This is a genomic window from Massilia antarctica, assembly GCF_015689335.1.
GTDB lineage: Bacteria > Pseudomonadota > Gammaproteobacteria > Burkholderiales > Burkholderiaceae_D > Telluria_A > Telluria_A antarctica.
In genome coordinates, this window is the sequence record NZ_CP065053.1 from 6,031,063 (window position 1) to 6,049,024 (window position 17,962).

At 63.7% G+C, this 17,962-nt stretch carries 14 protein-coding genes and 1 pseudogene; 5 read left to right on the forward strand and 10 right to left on the reverse strand.

Annotated features, from left to right (window positions below; all coding sequences use genetic code 11):
* Positions 1-26 precede the first annotated feature (26 nt).
* The 3 genes from IV454_RS26480 to IV454_RS26490 are packed head-to-tail and all read left to right on the forward strand — an operon-like array spanning position 27 to position 4,647.
* Positions 27-2,201 carry an ATP-binding protein gene (locus IV454_RS26480; RefSeq protein WP_206088597.1) on the forward strand — a complete coding sequence of 725 codons (2,175 nt, stop codon included), beginning with the start codon at positions 27-29 and terminating at the stop codon, positions 2,199-2,201.
* Positions 2,198-3,418 carry a response regulator gene (locus tag IV454_RS26485; RefSeq protein WP_206088598.1) on the forward strand — a complete coding sequence of 407 codons (1,221 nt, stop codon included), beginning with the start codon at positions 2,198-2,200 and terminating at the stop codon, positions 3,416-3,418. The genes IV454_RS26480 and IV454_RS26485 overlap by 4 nt, the downstream gene beginning before the upstream one ends.
* Positions 3,415-4,647 (forward strand): hypothetical protein, encoded by a 1,233-nt coding sequence (locus IV454_RS26490; protein WP_229521863.1) that lies wholly within the window; start codon positions 3,415-3,417, stop codon positions 4,645-4,647. The genes IV454_RS26485 and IV454_RS26490 overlap by 4 nt, the downstream gene beginning before the upstream one ends.
* Positions 4,648-4,680: 33 nt before the next feature.
* On the opposite strand, the pseudogene IV454_RS26495 reads toward IV454_RS26490, so the two are convergent.
* From IV454_RS26495 to guaB, 3 genes and pseudogenes are all read right to left on the reverse strand, one after another.
* A pseudogene (locus tag IV454_RS26495) lies at positions 4,681-4,953 on the reverse strand (DDE-type integrase/transposase/recombinase); the annotation flags it as partial.
* Positions 4,954-5,260: 307 nt separating this feature from the next.
* Positions 5,261-6,871 (reverse strand): glutamine-hydrolyzing GMP synthase, encoded by a 1,611-nt coding sequence (guaA, locus tag IV454_RS26500; protein WP_206088599.1) that lies wholly within the window; start codon positions 6,869-6,871, stop codon positions 5,261-5,263.
* 109 nt (positions 6,872-6,980) lie between these two features.
* Positions 6,981-8,444 (reverse strand): IMP dehydrogenase, encoded by a 1,464-nt coding sequence (gene guaB, locus IV454_RS26505; protein ID WP_054262873.1) that lies wholly within the window; start codon positions 8,442-8,444, stop codon positions 6,981-6,983.
* A 153-nt stretch (positions 8,445-8,597) separates the two neighbouring features.
* Here guaB and IV454_RS26510 point away from each other — a divergent pair, with 153 nt between their 5' ends.
* Positions 8,598-9,116: a DUF4124 domain-containing protein gene (locus tag IV454_RS26510; protein ID WP_206088600.1), complete on the forward strand. Its 519-nt coding sequence runs from the start codon at positions 8,598-8,600 to the stop codon at positions 9,114-9,116.
* A gap of 13 nt (positions 9,117-9,129) precedes the next feature.
* Here the strand turns inward: IV454_RS26510 and IV454_RS26515 are convergent, their stop codons facing one another.
* Positions 9,130-9,447 carry an RnfH family protein gene (locus IV454_RS26515; protein WP_206088601.1) on the reverse strand — a complete coding sequence of 106 codons (318 nt, stop codon included), beginning with the start codon at positions 9,445-9,447 and terminating at the stop codon, positions 9,130-9,132.
* Complete coding sequence (locus IV454_RS26520; protein WP_054262875.1) at positions 9,440-9,871, reverse strand: type II toxin-antitoxin system RatA family toxin; 432 nt, start codon at positions 9,869-9,871, stop codon at positions 9,440-9,442. Before IV454_RS26520 ends, IV454_RS26515 begins: the two co-directional genes overlap by 8 nt.
* 73 nt (positions 9,872-9,944) lie before the next feature.
* Between IV454_RS26520 and smpB the strand changes: the two genes are divergently transcribed.
* Entirely contained in the window at positions 9,945-10,394 is a 450-nt protein-coding gene (smpB, locus tag IV454_RS26525; RefSeq protein WP_054262876.1) for an SsrA-binding protein SmpB, read from the forward strand.
* 39 nt (positions 10,395-10,433) lie between these two features.
* On the opposite strand, the gene IV454_RS26530 is transcribed toward smpB, so the two are convergent.
* The 5 genes from IV454_RS26530 to IV454_RS26550 all read right to left on the reverse strand — a co-directional run bounded on the left by IV454_RS26530 (position 10,434) and on the right by IV454_RS26550 (position 17,948).
* A complete protein-coding gene (locus tag IV454_RS26530; RefSeq protein ID WP_206088602.1) occupies positions 10,434-11,630 on the reverse strand; it encodes a multidrug effflux MFS transporter in 1,197 nt (398 codons plus the stop codon).
* 112 nt (positions 11,631-11,742) lie between these two features.
* The gene (locus tag IV454_RS26535) at positions 11,743-12,477 is read right to left on the reverse strand and encodes a DsbC family protein (protein WP_206088603.1); all 735 of its coding nucleotides are present in this window, start codon (positions 12,475-12,477) and stop codon (positions 11,743-11,745) included.
* 96 nt (positions 12,478-12,573) lie between these two features.
* Entirely contained in the window at positions 12,574-15,339 is a 2,766-nt protein-coding gene (locus IV454_RS26540) for a membrane dipeptidase (RefSeq protein WP_206088604.1), read from the reverse strand.
* Between the two features lie 191 nt (positions 15,340-15,530).
* Entirely contained in the window at positions 15,531-16,553 is a 1,023-nt protein-coding gene (locus tag IV454_RS26545) for a phospholipase C/P1 nuclease family protein (RefSeq protein WP_206088605.1), read from the reverse strand.
* A 30-nt stretch (positions 16,554-16,583) separates the two neighbouring features.
* Positions 16,584-17,948: a DUF4785 domain-containing protein gene (locus IV454_RS26550; protein WP_206088606.1), complete on the reverse strand. Its 1,365-nt coding sequence runs from the start codon at positions 17,946-17,948 to the stop codon at positions 16,584-16,586.
* Positions 17,949-17,962 lie beyond the last annotated feature (14 nt).

Genomic DNA, 17,962 nt, shown 5'->3' on the forward strand with positions numbered 1-17,962 from the left:
CGCCATGCCCCTATCGAAAGCCTGCCTTGAAGCTGCGTTTTGCAATCGTACTGGCAGTGGCGGTCGGCCTGTTAATCCCCGCCTCGATCAATGTTTACAGCAATCGCAACCGCGAGGAAGCGATGATGAATCGCTGGGAATTCGAGCACCGCCACATGACTGATATTCTGGCGCTGGGCATGCAGGAACCCCTGTGGAACGTCAATGCCGATTCCGGCCGCCCCTTGCTCGCTTCGCTCTTTCTCGATGAGCGCATCGTCTCGATCCGGGTGCGCGATTCAAGGACAGGCGATTTCTTGGCAAAAGAGGATCCGGCGCGCCGGCGCGGACGCAGTACCCACTTGATACGGCCGGTGGCGCGCGACGGCGTCGTGATCGGCAACGTTGATCTGGAAATGGCTGGCGGCCTGATCGACGCCGAAATCGCGCACGAGCGGCGCCACTTTGCATTGACGGTAGGCGGCGCCCTCTTGCTGTCGATGGTCATGATCGTCGCCCTGCTCCAGCGCCGCCTGCTGGCCCCGATCAAGCGCCTGATGCACGAGTCGGCGCGGCTGGCCGCAGGTGATTTCTCGCGTCCCTTCGTGTGGCGAAGGGATGATGAACTCGGCGCCCTGGGGCGCAGCGTGGAGCATACGCGCCAGGCGCTGCACGCCTATTTTATCGAAATCGAGGCAAAGAACGTCGCCCTTCAGGCCGAGATCGAATACCACACGCGCGCCGAGCTCGAACTCCAGCGCCACCGCGAACACCTCGAGGAACTGGTACGCGATCGCACGGCGCAGCTGCAAATTGCCAAGGAACAGGCCGAGTTCGCCAACCGCGCGAAGAGCACGTTCCTGGCGAGCATGACGCACGAATTGCGCACGCCGCTCAATGCGATCCTCGGCTACGCCCAGATCTTGAAACGGAACAAGGCGCTCGACGAACGCCAAGCCGCTGGATTGAACACCATCGCGCAAAGCGGCGAGCACTTGCTCATGCTCATTACCGATCTGCTCGACCTCGCCAAGATCGAGTCCGGCAAATTCGAACTGATGCCCGCCGCGGTCGATCTCGCCGCCTTCATCGCCGGTGTGAAGCGCATCATCCAGGTGCGCGCCGAGCAGAAGGGCCTGGTCTTCGAGGTGTCCGCTCCCGAGCACCTGCCGTTGGTCCTGCTCGACGAAAAGCGTGTGCTCCAGATCCTGCTTAACCTGCTGGGCAACGCGGTCAAGTTTACCGATCGGGGCCAGGTCGGCCTGCGCGTGACGAGCGATGGCCTGGCCGGCGCCGATGGATGCGTGGCCCTGTGCTTTGAAGTGAGCGACAGCGGCGTAGGCATGTCCGCCGACCAGCTCGAAAGCATATTCCAACCATTCGAACAGGTCGGCGATGCGCAGCGCCGGCTCGGCGGCACCGGCCTCGGGCTGGCGATCAGCCGCCAGTTGGCGCGCATGATGGGCAGCGAGATCGAGGTCGCCAGCGACGCGGGCATGGGCAGCCGCTTCTGGTTCACCCTGGCAGCGGAGCCGGCGGCCGCGACCATGGCGCCGCCGACGGCCGAGCGCGACGTGATCGGCTACCTGGGCCCGCGCAAGTCCATTCTGATCGTCGACGACATCGCGGCCAACCGGGAGATGCTGAGAGACTTGCTCTCCAGCATGGGATTTGACATCGAACTCGCTTGCAATGGCCAGGTAGCGCTCGACAGCGTGCGCGAGCGCGTGCCCCACGCCGTCCTGATGGACATCGTCATGCCCGTGATGGACGGGCTCGAGGCGACCCGGCAGATTCGCCGGCTGCCGGGCGCGGCGGCGTTGCCGATCATTGCCATTTCGGCCAGCGTGACCGAGGACGACCAGGACAACTGCCTGGTCGCCGGGGCCGATGCCTTCATGACCAAGCCGGTGCACCAGAATGGCTTGCTCGAGACCTTGGGGCGCTTGCTCGGGGTGGCGCTCTGTTATGAAGAGCAAGCGGCGGCGGATAGCGCCGCCAACCCAACCGAGCTGACGCCGCCGCCCCGCGCCCAGCTCGAGCAGCTGTCCCGTCTCGCGCGCGAGGGCGACATGCGTGCCATCCGCGAATTGGCCGACGAGATCGAAAATGCCGATCCACGGCATGTGGCATTCGCGCGGATGCTGCGCCAGCTGGCCAAGGAGTACCAGTCGAAAGCGCTGGTCGAACTGGCGCTGCGCTACGTGGATCCCACCCCATGAAGCCCGAACGGCAGACCATCCTCATCGTGGACGACGTGCCCGCCAATATCGGCGTGCTCGTCGATTTCCTCGAGGAAAAGCAATTTCGGGTGCTGGTCGCCCGCGATGGCGAAGAAGCCCTCGCGCGCTGCCAACTGGTCAAGCCGGACCTGGTCTTGCTTGACGTAATGATGCCCGGCATCGATGGCCTGGAGACTTGCCGCAGGCTCAAGCAGCACAGCGAGACCGTGCATATTCCCGTTATCTTCATGACCGCCATGACCGACAGCGATAACGTGGTCGCTGCCTTCGAGGCCGGGGGGGTCGATTACGTGACCAAGCCGATCCGGATCACGGAAGTGCTGGCGCGCATCCATACGCACCTGGCCCTGCGCGAGATGCACCGGCAACTCTCGGCCCAGAACACGCTGCTGCAAGCAACGAACGATCGCCTGCTCCAGGCCGAAAAAATGGCGTCGATCGGGCAGCTCGCCGCGGGCGTGGCCCATGAGATCAACAACCCGATCGGCTTCGTCAACTGCAACCTGGGGAATCTGCAAACCTATGTCACGACCTTGTTCGGGGTGATCGACGACTTCCAGCAGGCGGCCGCCGCCACCCGTGCGGTGGCGGCGCGCATGGCCGAACTGAAGGAAGCGGCCGAGGTCGACTTCATCCGCCACGACTTCGCGGCCCTGATGGACGAGTCGCGCGACGGTCTGCAGCGTGTGAAAGACATCGTCCAGGCGCTCAAGGACTTCGCGCACGCCGACAATGCCAACACCGCCAGCGCCGACCTGCACCAGGGCCTCGACAGCACGCTGCACATCGTCAGCAGCGAAATCAGGAACAAGGCCGACGTCGTCAAGGAGTATGGCGACTTGCCCCCCGTCGAGTGCGTCGCCTCCCAGCTCAACCAGGTTTTCATGAACTTGCTCGTCAACGCCGCCCATGCGATCGCGGTCAAGGGCGTGATCACGATCCGCACCGGCCGTGCCGGGCAATGGGTCTGGATCGAAATCGGCGACACCGGTGCCGGCATGGACGCCGAGACCATCCAGCGTATTTTCGAGCCCTTCTTTACGACCAAGCCGATCGGCATCGGCACCGGCTTGGGCTTGTCGGTCTCGTACGGCATCGTTAAACGCCACGGCGGCCGCATCGACGTCCACAGCGAACTGGGCACGGGCAGTCAATTTACCGTTCACCTTCCTATCCACCGAGAGGCCTCCCCATGAGCCATGCAGCACCGCATCCGATGCTCCCGCCCCTGCGCCCGCTGCGCAGCTATCTGTGCGGCGCGCTGCTGCTCGCCGCTTGCGGCTTGGCCGGCGCGGCCGAGCCGCCGGCCTCGCCCTGGAACATCGGGGGGGCGGTACGCGTCAACTACGTCTACAAGAGCTGGCAGCCCGAGTACCGGCACGGGTTCATCGGCCTTGATACGCTGCGCCTGGACGTGAAGTATGACGATGAACACCTGATCGGGTCGGCGCAGTATCGCTACAACCATTTCCCGGCCGGGCAAGGCGGGTACACCAACAATTTCCTGCATCACGGCTGGGCTGGGGTGCGCTTTGCCGACAAAAGCGAACTGCATGTCGGTCTCGACAAGGTGCCGTTTGGCCTGCTCCCCTTCGCTTCCAACAACTTCTTCGAATCGATCGCCTACTATCTCGGCTTGGAGGATACCTATGCCCTTGGGATCAATTACGCGTGGCGCAGCGGCCCGGTGGCATGGCGGCTGGCCTACTTTGCGCGCGATGGCGGTTCCTATGGGGGCGGCGGCAACACGGCGCGCGCATCGAACCGGTATTCCTTCAACCTGGTGCCGGACGATGACAAGCTGGGCTACGGGACGGGACAAGGTGACCGCGAGCGCGACACCCTGGTCGCGCGCGCCGCCTGGCACGCGCCCGGCGAGGCGAACACGGAACTGGGTTTGTCCCTTCTCAGCGGCGCGATCCACAGCAACAACGGCGCGCGGAGCCGGCGCCGCGCGGCTGCGATCCATGCCAAAGGCAGTCGCGGGCCGTGGACGATGATGGCCGAGGCGCTGTACTACCACAATGACACGCGCCACCTGCCCGGACAGACTTTCGGGGGGTTGGACCCGAACAGCTTCGTGATCCTGGGCGCCTTCGGCTACCCGTATCCCGTCGCGGCGAAGGGGGTCGTGTACGTGGCGAACGTGAGTTACGACATCGCCGGCAGTGCGGGCCCGTTCACTGGCTTCAAAATCTATAACGACTATAGCGTGCTGAAAAAGAAGACCGGCGGTTTCAAGGACTCGCTGCAAAATGTGACCGGGCTGAGTTTTTCCTCCGGCAAATGGATGTTCTATGCGGATGTCATGCTCGCGAAGCACCAACCTTATATGTCGCCCGACTTTGGCGGACTTGCGGCAACGTCACCGCTGCATGACGGCTTTTCGCGACGTTTCAATCTGCAGGCGGGGTATTACTTCTGATCGAAGCAGTCGATCAGCGGCCAAGTCGCTGGCAGGCGGTGCCAGGCGGTGCTCGATGCCCATGCCGGCACAGACCTTATCGAATGCATGCTGGCCACTGGGCCTCTTGTCTTTCATCGTAAACCGGCCGGTAAATTGGGAGCCGTTGTCGGTCGGGATGTTGGTGATGTTGGTGATGTTGATTGGCGAGGCGAGCTTGAGTCGGCGCAGGAAGTCGACGCTGCTGCTGTCGGTCATGTCGCCATAGATGTGCAGAAACACCCAACGCGTGGCGCGGTCGATGGCCACGAACAGGTCGCGGCGCGACCTTGAAGGTGAAAATTCGCAGCCCGATACCATCATTGCGCAGGCCTCATTTTCGGTCAAAAAATCCTGTTAAATCAACGGCTTGTGAGTTTCCGATAGCATCGTCGTGCGTTTAATCAATGATGGTATCGATACCTGAAATCCCAGGCTTAAAAATTAGGTAGCATCTTGAGCACCATCAATCTGCTTTGCTTGGCCTTGCCCGCCGATGCCAAGCCCTGCCGTACCAAGGAAAAAAAAGCCCCTGAAATCAGGGGCTTGGTTGCTGTGTAATGCACGAGCCTGCCGGCTCATGCAAGTTCTCACATCATTCCCATTCGATCGTCGCTGGTGGCTTACCGGAAATATCATACACCACGCGATTAATCCCGCGCACTTCGTTGATGATGCGGTTCGACACCTTGCCCAGCAGACTGTGCGGCAAGTGCGCCCACTGCGCCGTCATGAAGTCCAAGGTTTGCACCGCGCGCAGCGCCACCACGTATTCGTAGGTGCGGCCATCGCCCATCACGCCGACTGATTTGACCGGCAGGAACACGGCGAAGGCCTGGCTGGTTGCCTCGTACCAGTTCTTCGGCGCCGCGCCCGCATCGATGCTTTCCAGCGCCGGCAGGTCGCACGGCGTGTTGCGCAATTCTTCGATGAAGATGGCGTCGGCCCGGCGCAGCAGGTCGGCAAAGTCCTTCTTCACTTCGCCGAGGATGCGCACGCCCAGGCCCGGACCCGGGAATGGATGACGGTACACCATATCGTGGGGCAAGCCCAATGCTACGCCGAGCTTGCGCACTTCATCCTTGAACAGTTCGCGCAACGGTTCGAGCAATTTAAGATTCAAGGTTTCCGGCAAGCCGCCCACGTTGTGGTGGCTCTTGATGGTCTGGCCTTTCTTGCCCTTGCCCGCGCTTTCGATCACGTCCGGATAGATCGTGCCCTGGGCCAGCCACTTGGCGTTCTTCAGCTTGCCCGCTTCGACCTGGAACACTTCGACGAACTCGCGTCCGATGATCTTGCGCTTGGCTTCGGGATCGGCCACGCCGGCCAGATGGCCGAGGAATTGGTCTTCAGCATCGATGCGCAGCACCTTGACGCCAAGGTTCTTGGCGAACATGTCCATCACCATCTTGCCTTCGTCCAGGCGCAGCAGGCCATGGTCGACGAAGACGCAGGTCAGCTGGTCGCCAATGGCGCGGTGGATCAGCGCCGCCGCCACGCTCGAATCGACCCCGCCCGACAGGCCGAGGATGACGTCGTCGGTGCCGACCTGTTCGCGGATCTTGGCGACCGCTTCACTGATGTAGTCGGGCATGTTCCACTCCGACTTGCAGCCGCAGATCTCGTGCACGAAGCGTCCCAGCATGGCCTTGCCCTGCGCCGTGTGCGTCACTTCCGGATGGAACTGCACGCCATAGAAGCGGCGCTCCTCGTCGGCCATGGCGGCCACCGGGCAGCTCGGGGTGTCGCCCATCAGCTTGAAGCCGGGCGGCATGTCGAGCACCTTGTCGCCGTGGCTCATCCAGACCTTGAGCATGCCATGGCCTTCGTCGGTGACGAAGTCGTTGATGCCATTGAGCAAGGTCGTGTGGTTGCGTGCGCGCACCTCGGCATAGCCGAATTCGCGCACCAGGCCGTTTTCGACCTTGCCGCCCAGCTGGGCCGCCATGGTTTGCATGCCATAGCAAATGCCCAGCACGGGCACACCAAGCTCGAACACGGCTTGCGGCGCGCGCGGGGCGTCGCCTTCCAGGGTGGAACTATGGCTGCCCGACAGGATCACGCCGGCGGCGCCATAGTTGCGCACGAATTCGTCGCTGACGTCATACGGGAATACTTCGGAAAACACGCCGGCGTCGCGCACGCGGCGGGCGATCAGCTGGGTGACTTGGGAACCGAAATCGAGGATGAGGATTTTAGAGTGCATGGAAGGCCAGGAGAAATTGCAAAATTGGTGCCGTTGGGCGGCGCTCGCGGGCAACGGGTGCCCACGCTAAGAACAACGCGGCGAACTGGTCGCCGCGTTGTGTGTGCCTTTATTCGCCGGAACGGTAGTTCGGCGCTTCTTTGGTGATCTGCACGTCGTGCACGTGCGATTCGCGCATGCCGGCCGAGGTGATCTCGACAAACTCCGCTTTTTCACGCAGCTCGTCGATGGACGCGCAACCGCAGTAACCCATCGACTGGCGCACGCCGCCGACCAGCTGGTAGATGATCGCCAGTACGCTGCCCTTGTAGGCAACCCTGCCTTCGATACCTTCCGGCACGAACTTGTCGGCCTTGGCGGCCGCGTCCTGGAAGTAGCGGTCGGCCGAGCCGTCGGCCATCGCGCCCAGCGATCCCATGCCACGGTAGGACTTGTACGAACGGCCCTGGTACAGGATCACTTCGCCCGGCGCTTCCTCGGTACCGGCGAACATGGAACCCATCATGACGGTCGATGCGCCTGCCGCCAGTGCCTTGGAAATGTCGCCCGAGAAGCGGATGCCGCCGTCTGCGATGCAAGGCACGCCGGTGCCGGCCAGCGCTTCGGCCACGTTGGAGATCGCGGTAATTTGCGGCACACCCACGCCGGCCACGATGCGGGTGGTGCAGATCGAGCCAGGGCCGATGCCGACCTTGACCGCGTCGGCGCCATGTTCGACCAGCGCCAGCGCCGCGGCCGCCGTGGCGATGTTGCCGCCGATGACGTCCACGTGCGGGAAGCGCACCTTGATCCACTTCACACGGTCGAGGATACCCTGCGAATGGCCGTGGGCGGTATCGACCACCAGCACGTCCACGCCGGCCGCGACCAGCAGCTCGATGCGCTCTTCATCGCGCGCGCTCACGCCGACGGCGGCGCCGACCAGCAGCTTGCCCAACTTGTCTTTCGAGGCGAACGGATGCTCGTGCGACTTCTGGATATCCTTGACGGTGATCAGGCCGCGCAGCTCGAATTCGTCGTTGACGACCAGCACGCGCTCAAGGCGGTGCTTGTTCATCAGGCGCTTCGCTTCGGCGGTGTCGGCGTCTTCCTTGACGTAGACCAGCTTGTCGCGCGGGGTCATCTTGGCGCGCGCTTCGGCGTCGAGCTCTTCTTCAAAACGCAAGTCGCGGTTGGTGATGATGCCGACCACGGTCTTGCCTTCCACCACAGGGAAGCCGCTGATGCCGTACTGTTCGGTCAGGGCGATCACGTCGCGGATTTTCATGGTCGGAGGAATCGTGATCGGGTCGCGCAGCACACCCGCCTCGAAACGTTTTACGCGCGCTACTTCGCGGGCCTGGTCCTTGGGCGACAGATTCTTGTGGATGATGCCGATGCCGCCTTCCTGCGCCATGGCAATGGCAAGGCGCGCTTCAGTGACCGTATCCATCGCTGCGGACAGCAAAGGAATATTCAGGGCAATATTACGGGTCAGGCGGGTCTTGAGGGAGGTGTCGGCTGGCAGGACATTCGAGTAAGCCGGGACGAGCAGCACATCATCGAACGTGAGTGCTTTTTGAAGTAGACGCATAGCATTTTCCTATTGGCGCAAAAGTGAATTATACAGAAGTTCTTGTGCGCCGTCTCTTCGAGCCCTCAAAATGCCCGAAATCCCGTCAAGTTCGTTGACACGGCGGGCAAATCATGGCGAAATCGGGGATTGATTACTAACGGAAAGATTTACATGGTCAACCTTATCGGAAAACGAACATTGCAGCTGCTGGCCGGAGGCGCGCTGATGCTGTTCGCCACCGTCGCTTCCGCGCAATACGTGTGGGTCGACGCGAATGGCACCAAGCAATTCTCGGATCGCCCGCCGCCGCCCGGCGTGCCGGCCAAGAACATTCTCAAGTCGCCCTCGTCCGCCGCTGTCGCGCCGAGGGTGGACAGCGTGCCGGCGCCGGCATCGCAGCCCATGAGCGCCGACGACAAGGTGCCGCCTAGCCTGGCCGACCGCGAAGCCGACTACCGCAAGCGCACCAAGGCCAAGGAAGACGAGCAAAAGAAAACCACCGCCGAAGCGGCCAGGAAGGCCAACAATAAAATCGCCTGCGAGAGCGCCCGCACCTACAAGCGCAGCCTGGAGCAAGGCACCCGCGTGAGTTCGACCGACAAGAATGGCGAACGCACCTTCATGGATGACAGCAAGCGCGCCTCGGAAATCGCACGCGCCAACAAAACCATCAGCGACGGTTGCAAGTAATGCTGGTCCGGGCTCAGCCTGGCTGAGCCTTTTTCTCAGCCCGCTTGCGGCGCGACTCTTTCGGGTCGGCCACCAGCGGACGGTAGATTTCGATGCGGTCGCGCTCCCGCAAGACCGTCTCCAGCGGCTTCTTCTTGCCGTACAGGCCGACCGGCTGCAGCGCCAGGTCGATTCCCGGAATGTCGTCGAGCACGCCGCTCCGGCGGATCGCCTGTTCGATCGTGCAGCCCCGCTCCACAGTCAGCTCGCGCAGGTACTCGCGCAAGGGCGTGGCATAGCACACCTGGACCGTGATGTTTTGCGCCGCCGGTTCAGCCAGGGAGTCATCCATAGACCGTCTCGGCGCGCTTGCAGAACGAGTCGACCATGCTGTTGGCAATCACGCCGAACACGGGCCCGATCAATTGTTCGAGTATCATGCTTGAAAATTCGTAGTGCAGGTCGAATTCGACCTTGCAGGCATCGGCCCGCAGCGCCTTGAAGGTCCAGGTGCCATCCATGCATTTGAACGGGCCGTCGACCAGCTTCATCTTCATCTGGGTCGGCCGCGTGTTGATGTTGCGGGTGGTGAAGCTTTGCTTCACGCCATGGAAGTGAATTGCCAGGCAAGCGACCAGGGTGTCGTCGGTCCGCTCAATAAGCTTCACGCCGCCGCACCAGGGCAGGAATTTGGGATAATCTTCCACTTTGGCCACGAGGTCGAACATTTGTTCGGCGCTGTAAGCTAAAAATACTGTTTTGTGTACTACTGCCATTAATCAACCGTTTGCTATGATGTTGGGTATCTTGCATCAGTAGTTTAACCGAACCGCGCACTTTAGCCATTTCATGAGTATTGTTGACAATAAAAAAGCATTCCACGACTACTTCATCGAGGACCGGTACGAAGCCGGTATCGTGCTCGAAGGATGGGAAGTCAAGGCGATTCGCGATTCGCGCGTCCAGATCAAGGAGGCGTACGTGGTCGTGCGCGGGGACGAGCTGTTCCTGTTCGGCGCGCACATCAGCGCGCTGTCGACCGCATCCTCGTTCACTCACCCGGAAGCGGTACGCACGCGCAAGCTGCTGCTGCACCGCGCCGAAGTCGATAAGCTGATCGGCAAGGTCGAGCGCTCGGGCTACACCCTGGTACCGATCAACCTGCATTTCAAGGGTGGACGGGTGAAGTGCGAGATCGGACTTGCCAAGGGCAAGAAGCAGCACGACAAGCGCGCCACCGAGAAAGAACGCGACGGCAAGCGCGAAGTTGCCGCGGCGATGAAGACGCACAGCCGTTAAAATTCCTGCCCTCGCGCCCAAGCGCGGGGGCAAGGATGCTTACGCCACCTGCACCGCCTGGCGCGTCGCCATCAGGCTCAGGCGCCAGCACAGGAAGCTCAGCACGAGCGAGCCGCCCACCCCGCATGCCAGTTTCAGCGCGCTGTCGAACAGCAGCGGCGCCAGCATGCCCGACACCAGCGCAAACGCCGTCATCTGGATGAACGACATCATCGACGAGGCCAGTCCGCGGTTGTCCGGAAACAGCGACAAGGCGCCAACCTGGATCGCCGGCATCGCCACCGCCAGCCCGAAGGTGTACACCGCCAGCGGCAGCACCGCCCACGGCACCGCCGCCACCAGCATCACGTTGTAGGCAATGCTGATCGCGCTGCCCGCCGCCATGATGCCGAATCCCAGCCAGATCATGTTCGCCGGTGCGATCCGCGCCGCCGCCTTGCCGCCCCAGGCCGAACCGACCACCATGCCGCCGATCATCGGGATGAACAGCCAGGCGAACGCGGTTTCCGGCAGGTGCAGGATATCCATGACGAAATTGGCGGCCGAGCCGATGTACAGCGACAAGCCGCTGAACGCCAGTCCGACGGCCAAGGACAGCAGCAGGAATTGCGGATGGCGCAGCACTTTCAGATAGTTCTTGGCGATCGCAATGCCGTGAAAGGCGTGGCGCTGCGCCTTGGGCAAGCTCTCCGGCAAGCCGCGGTACACCAGCAGCATCATCAGCGCGCCGAATCCGGCCAGGAACACAAACGTCGCGCGCCAGCCGAAATGCACGTGCAGATAACCGCCCAGCACGGGTGCGATGGCCGGAGCCAGTCCGAACACCATCATGATGTGCGACATGATGCGCTGCGCGTGCGCCTGGTCGTGCGAAAAGCGGTCCTGCACGATGGCTTGCCCGATCACCGAGCCGGCGCCGGCGGCCAGCCCTTGAAACGCGCGGCAGGCGAGCAGCACGCCGAAACTGGGCGCGAACACGGCGCCCAATGAGGCCAGGGTGTACACCGCCAGCGCGGCGAGGATTACCGGACGGCGTCCGAACGAATCGGACAAGGTGCCGTAGAACAGCATCATGAACGCGAAGGTGAACAGGAACACGCTGAGCGTTTGCTGCACCGCCAGCGGACCGACGGCGAACTCGCGTCCGATCGCCGGAATGGAGGGCAGATAGGTGTCGATCGCGAGCGCGCCCACCATCCCGAGACAAGCCAAAATCACTGTTAACATTCGCTGCATGCCAGACGGGCCTTATTCAAGAACGGCACCGCGACAGTGCGGGAAACCGAGCCCGCAATTTTACCGGCATTTTGGAAACGTCACCGGCGCCGCCGCGAATGTCCCGCCCCCCCTACTTTGCGCCTGCCAGGCGCGCTTCGATGCGCTCGGCGGGAATATAGCCCGGCGACTTGGTATTGGACGGGAACAGGATCGCCGGCGTGCCGTTCAGGCGCAGCTTGTGAAACAGGGCGGCGTTGCGTTCGAGCGAGGTGGCGCACTCGGCGGGGGCCGGCAGCGGGCTGTTGTCGGTCATGTGCTCCACCCAGGTCTTGGCCGGGTCGGGCGAACACAGGATCGCCGTCGACTTGGAAGCCGAATCGGCCGCCATGACCGGCACCAAAAAGGTGTACACGGTCAGGTTGTCCACTTTTTTCAGTTCGCCCATGAGCTTGCGGCAATAGCCGCAATTCGGATCCTCGAAGGTGGCGATCACGCGCGCGCCATCGCCGCGCACGGTCTTGATCGCATCTTTCAGCGGCAGGTCGGCGAACACGAACTTGCCGAGCTCGTCATTGCGCTGTTCGGTCAGGTTTTCCTGGGTGCGGGTATCGATCGCGGTCACGTCGAACAGCACGAAGGAACCGGTCTTGTCGGTATAAACCAGGCCGCGCGGCGTGACCACTTCCAGCAGGGTGCCGAATTTACTTGGTGAAATTTTCTCGATGGGCACGGTGCCCAGCAAGGGCATGATGGCTTTTTCGACGTCGGCATACGGCTTGGCGGGTGCGGCTGGTGCGGCGGCATGGACCGAACCGCCCAGGGCCAGGCCGAGCAAGGCTGCCGGCAGGCTTAATTTGACTAACATGGTGCTCCAGACATCAGGTGGATTGGCGGGAAAAGCGCAGCGCCGCACCACCGGCCAAAGCCAGTGCTGCGGCGCGCGCCGTGCATGAACGGTAGCTTAGGGCACCGAGGTACTCTTGGCAACCGCTTGCTCCCACATGCGGATATAACTTTCGGCCGAATTCATCAGCGGCGTCAGGTCAGGCTGGCGCAAGCCCTGGGTGCGCAGGTCCGCGATAAAGTCGGGCAGCATGCCGATATGCGCCAGGCCATCGCCATTGATGTCGAACGTGCGCTCGCCGATCTTGCTGCGGCCGAGGAGCGCGGGGCTGCCCTTGACCGCAATGCTCAGCGGGTACTGGGTTGGATTGATCTGGGCGGCGCCAATCTCCTTCTGGAAGAAGCAGCCGTCGACGCCGAAACGCGGCGCCGGCTCGCCGGCAAAGCCGTTGAAGTCGGTGCTGAATCCAATCCGGCCGTTCGGCCCGGCCAGCGACAGCAGGTGCAGATAGGTCTGGGCGAAAGTCTGCGACGTGCCGCCGCAATCGTGCGCCACCACCGGCAAGCCGGCACGGTGCGCGGTCGGCGTTTCGTCGCGGTGACCTTGCGCGGTAATCAGGGATACCATGCCGCCGCCGGCGAGGATACGCTTGACTTCCTCGTCCTTGAGGTTGCCCTCGTGACGACGGTCGCCGCCTTGTGCCGACGCATCGACCAGGCCCACGTGACCGCTGATGACCGGATAGCCTTGCAACTCGGTCATCGCCATGGTGTCGCGGAAGGTCAGCCGGTCCATGTGGTCGACATCGATCAGCATCCCGCGCTTCATCATGCCGCGCACCAGGGCCTGGCCCGACGGCTTGAGCCCGATGCTGCCGCAGACCTGGGAATAGCCGTCGGCCGAACAATCGTGCGAGTCGCTGTCCCAGGTGCCTGCGTTATACAGTGCGGCGCCGCCGAAAGCGTTTTCCTTGAAGTGCATCGGATGCAGATGGCGCACGCCCATGTTGAAGTACTTGGTCAGTTGGGTCTCGATAAAGGCGGCGTCGCAGTTCTTGACGCCGTCGCCGAAGGCACCGTCCTTGTCGGAATAGCAGTCGAACAGGTGATCGACCTCCATGCCCAGTACCACCGCCAGCTTGCCCTGGGCGTTGACGGCACGCGCTTCGGCCGGGGTCTTGACGATGCGGTACCATCCCAGGCCCGCGCCGCCGGCCTTGTTGTCGATATGCTGCTGCATCCGGAACGCTTCGGCCAGCTGCAGGTCGACCGCTTCCATGTCTTCCTTGGTGCGGCCGGCGGCCTTGCCCGCGAACATGGGGACACCGAAGATATCCTGGTTGTTCACCGCGTGCATGACCATCAGGCGCATGCCGCCATCGACCGCGCGCTTGAGCCAGTCCTCGTAGACCTGCTGGTGCGTCAGGCTGTTCCAGCGCGGCCAGCCGTCGTACGCCGGAAAGCCACCCACCTTGTGACCGGGTCCCACCAGGCCTTCGAAGGCGCCGATGACATTGGTCACGCTATCGAGCGCGCCGCCGGGGCCGTGCACCGGGTCGCACCATGGAAGCGCCTCTTCGATCGGACCGAAAGCCTTGCCCACGAACGCCCTGCCGCCGAAGCCCAGGTAGGCCATCTGGTGCGCATGGGTGTCGGCAAAGCCGGACGCCGGCGGCGCGCAGGTGCACGTCATGGCCGTCGCCCCCGCGTACAGGGAGGCCGGTTTGTCGCCGCAGGTGATCGCCTTGCCTGCGTTCGGGCCATCGTTGATCGAGCCTTTGACGCAGGCGCCGGTCGGGAAACCCCAGTTGCCGGTGCTGTTGGCGCAAACGTCGTTGCAGCTCAATTCCACGTGGGCGGTCGACTTGACGAACGATCCGGCCGGCGCGGCGACGTTGCTGTCGTTGGCCGGGCTGCAGCTGCTGTCGAACACTTCGAATTCGCCGGTGTCGGGCGACGTGCAGCGGTTCGGCCGCTTGAAGGCGATGTCGCCGGACGGGCCGTGGATGGTGGCGCCGGTCTCCGCGCACGCCTTGGCGAACGTCAGGCCGGCGTCGGCCAGGTTATCGATATTGAGCTTGCCCGAGAAGATGCGGCGGCCCGAGTCGGAACAGCGGCCCTTGACCACGTTGGTCCAATGGGGCGAACAGCTGCTGTCGTTGACATTGAATTCGCCCCACTCGCCGGTGACTTCCTTGACGCAGCGATCCGGCTTGCTGAATGCCTGGCCGGCGATATTGGCGCTGGTATGCTGGCACGAGTAGTCCCAGTCGGTGTAGGTGTTTTCCAGGCGCGCCGTGTACAGACGCTTGCCGTTGCTGCTGCACTGCTTCTTTTCGGGCGCGCCGAAGGTCGACTGGCAGGAGCCATCCATCGAATCCCATTCGCCCCATTCGCCGGTGCCCTTGTTCAGGCAGCGGTCGGCAAAGCGCGGCTGTTCCCAGCCGGCGATGTTGGCCACCTTGACGCTGGCGCAGGCGGTTTCCCAGCTCATGCCCGGCGGGACAAAATTGACCCGCGCCGAATATACGCGGGCGCCGAATCTGGTGTCCGAACAGGCGCCCTTCTCGACCGGATAAAACGATGGCGCGCAGCTGGAGTCCGGCACATTCCATTCGCCCCACCAGCCATTGAACGCATAACTGACGCAGCGGTTCGGCAAGGCGGTCAGCGAGGTGCCGCCGACCTTGACGCCGACCACGCTCTTGCATATCTGGTCGAGCGTCATGTTACCGGTGTCACCCTTGATCTTGGCCGACCACTGGCGCGTGCCGTTGGCCTGGCAACTGTCCTTGACGTAGGAGTCCCACGTCGGCGCGGCGAGCGCGCCGGCCGAGCCAAGCAGCAGCACGGACAGCAACGGGAGTGTAGTTAAGCGCTTCATCTTGAATTTTTCATCTTCTGTTTGTAAATGGAGAAATGGAGAAATGGAGAATGGAGGATGCGGTTGGCATAAACCGTCAACCGCGCCACCGTCGCCCCCGCGCAGGCGGGGGCCCAAGTTCGAACCGCAGTCCATGGCGGAGTTGCGGAACCTGCCCCCCCGCCGGCGCGGGGGCGACGAAGGAAATGTACCTAGATGGCCAGGCGTTCGGCCGCGCGGTCGAGCAGGCGCACCACCATCGCAATCGAGTGCGGCACCATTTTCCTGGCCACGCCGCGGCGCACCGCATGGTCGTCCGAGGACAGCACCGCGCCGCCGTACTTGTACGAGAAGGTGCCGCCCTGGGTCAGCATGGCGCGGATGTCGGTCGCACCCGCCGCCAGCGGGGTGAAGTCGGCCAGCGCGGCCAGCACCAGCGCCGGGTCGTTCAGCTTCTCGCTGCCGTAGTAGTCGGTGACCCAGTTTTCCCAGCCCGAGTGGTTGTTCGCCAGGGTGCCGAAGGTGTGGTGCGGCTGCAGCAGGTCGGTGGTGTGCAGCACGAAGCCCAGGGTCTGGGCCGATGGCGCCTGCAGGAAGCGGCTGAAGAAATACTGCCCCAGGTTGTCGATCGGCTGGAACGGCATCGCCTGGTAGTCCTCGTACATGTCGCGGGTCGAATAGCTGCCCTGGCGGTAGCGCGCTTCGGTGATGCCGTAGCTGTTGTACTTGGACGCATCGCCGAACCAGCCACCCAGATTGCCCGGACCATCGTCCAGGTAATCGTTGACCAGCCAGCCCGCCGCCAGGTTATCGATGTCGCCGGCGTTTTTCATCTTGCTGTAGTTGTAGCCGCCGAAGTCGTTGCCGTGCACGTCGGCGCCCTGGGTGTGGCTCTGGAAGTGCCAGAACGAGGAATAGCGCGCCAGGCCCGAGCCGGCACCCCATACGGGCGAGGTCTGGCAGTTGCCGGTGGTGGCGCCGCAGATGTAGGTATCCTCGAAGTAGTCGACGTCGTGCGCGCCCTGCCCGATGACGGCGGCGAATTGGTCCATCGTGTAGCCGGCCCTGGTCACGCCGGCGAGCAGCTTGGCGTATTTGGTCTGGGCCGGGTGGGTCTTCATGAATTGCACTGCGTCGAGCACGATCTGGCGGTGCGTTTCGGTGTTCCACGCCTTGGCGGGGAGGCAGGCGGCCATGGCGAGTGCCAGCGGTACCAGCTTGATTGCTGCTTTCATGCGAGGTTTCCTTCGGTGGTGGTGAGTAAATTATTGGTTTTGCTTGCGCGGGATTGCCGCCGCGGCGCTGGCGCCCTGCGCGATGCGCAGCCCGGCGCGCACGACTTCGCGCTCGTCGATGACCAGGCCGCGCTGCTGGCGGTGCAGCAGGCCGACCCGGCTCTGGTCGAGCAGGCTCAGGTCGCGCAGTTCGTACTGCCCGCGCACGCCGGCCAGCAAGGCCGCGTCGTACCCCAGTTCGATGTTGCCGGCGCCCGGCTCCAGCCAAGCCGCCGAATGCGCCACGGCCACCGGCGCCATGGCGCCATTGACCATGCCATACAGGAGCGCGCGCACTTCGTAACGCCCGCCGGCGCCGACTTCCACGCCGAAGCGCGCGACCAGTTTGTCGGTCTGGTCGATCAGGTTGACGTTGCCATCGAAGCGCGCCTGTGGCATGGCGACCGCCACGCCCAGGCGCAGGTTACGCTTCACGGCAAGGTTGCCGCTGCCCGCTTCGGCCGCCGCCCTCACCTCCCACAGGCCGGGCGCCGGATTCTCGTCGGCGTCGATGCGGTGGCGCGCGCTCAGCAGGCCGTCGCGGCCGCGCTTGAACTCCAGCGGGAAGGTGCGTCCGGCGGGCGAGACCAGCACGGCGGCCATCTTGTCGACGGTGCGGCGTTGCATGCCGGCGGTGTCGCCCAGCGCAGCCGGTTCCAGCGCGTCGGCGTGGATTACCAGTTCCTGGCCGTGCAGGTACTCGGCCGCCTCGGTGCGCAGGGTCAGCGCGACCGCGCTCGCCGGTTCGGCCACGTTGACCAGGTAGCGCGCGCCCGCATCGGCGGCGGGGGCATCGGCGCGCAAGGTGAAGCTGCCGGCGCCCAGCGACGGATGCAGGCGGAACGCCGACGTGCCCTGGGCGAAGCCGTGGCCGGCCTTGGCCAGGCGGTCGGCATCGACCAGCATGTCCATGCCGGCGCCGTTATTGAAATCCTTGCCTTGGGCGGTGCGCACGCGGATGGCGCGCGGATCGATCGGCTTGGCGCCGCGCGCGCTGGCTGCGGCGGTCGGCTGGACCCGGATCACGGCCTGCGGCGCGCTGGTGCGGATCGCCACGCCGGCGGCCAGTTCGGCCGCGCTGATGTCGGTGTAGTACTCGCGGCTTTCGCCGACAAAAGGCGCGCTCTTGGCCAGCGGCTGCGTGCCGGCGGCCCAGCTCACGGCGACCGCGTCGCGCCGGCTCTCGGGCGCCGCGATCGCCATGCCCAGGCGGCTGGAGCGGGCCAGCGCAGCTGGAGCGGCAAGGTCGCCGGCCTGGGCCGGCAACAGCTCAAGGCGGCTGGCCGCGCCAGCGCTGGCGCAAAACGTGCCCAGCAAGACGGGCAGGAGGAAGGACAGTTGGTGTTTGGTAGACATGTTTGATGAGTCCC

What these genes read in the sequence shown, in the direction of transcription:
- IV454_RS26485 (WP_206088598.1), top strand. Translation starts at nt 2,198, where the DNA reads ATGAAGCCCGAACGGCAGACCATCCTCATCGTGGACGACGTGCCCGCC.
- IV454_RS26490 (WP_229521863.1), top strand. Translation starts at nt 3,415, where the DNA reads ATGAGCCATGCAGCACCGCATCCGATGCTCCCGCCCCTGCGCCCGCTG.
- guaA (WP_206088599.1), bottom strand. Translation starts at nt 6,871, where the DNA reads ATGCACTCTAAAATCCTCATCCTCGATTTCGGTTCCCAAGTCACCCAG.
- guaB (WP_054262873.1), bottom strand. Translation starts at nt 8,444, where the DNA reads ATGCGTCTACTTCAAAAAGCACTCACGTTCGATGATGTGCTGCTCGTC.
- IV454_RS26510 (WP_206088600.1), top strand. Translation starts at nt 8,598, where the DNA reads ATGGTCAACCTTATCGGAAAACGAACATTGCAGCTGCTGGCCGGAGGC.
- IV454_RS26515 (WP_206088601.1), bottom strand. Translation starts at nt 9,447, where the DNA reads ATGGATGACTCCCTGGCTGAACCGGCGGCGCAAAACATCACGGTCCAG.
- IV454_RS26520 (WP_054262875.1), bottom strand. Translation starts at nt 9,871, where the DNA reads ATGGCAGTAGTACACAAAACAGTATTTTTAGCTTACAGCGCCGAACAA.
- smpB (WP_054262876.1), top strand. Translation starts at nt 9,945, where the DNA reads ATGAGTATTGTTGACAATAAAAAAGCATTCCACGACTACTTCATCGAG.
- IV454_RS26530 (WP_206088602.1), bottom strand. Translation starts at nt 11,630, where the DNA reads ATGCAGCGAATGTTAACAGTGATTTTGGCTTGTCTCGGGATGGTGGGC.
- IV454_RS26535 (WP_206088603.1), bottom strand. Translation starts at nt 12,477, where the DNA reads ATGTTAGTCAAATTAAGCCTGCCGGCAGCCTTGCTCGGCCTGGCCCTG.
- IV454_RS26540 (WP_206088604.1), bottom strand. Translation starts at nt 15,339, where the DNA reads ATGAAGCGCTTAACTACACTCCCGTTGCTGTCCGTGCTGCTGCTTGGC.
- IV454_RS26545 (WP_206088605.1), bottom strand. Translation starts at nt 16,553, where the DNA reads ATGAAAGCAGCAATCAAGCTGGTACCGCTGGCACTCGCCATGGCCGCC.
- IV454_RS26550 (WP_206088606.1), bottom strand. Translation starts at nt 17,948, where the DNA reads ATGTCTACCAAACACCAACTGTCCTTCCTCCTGCCCGTCTTGCTGGGC.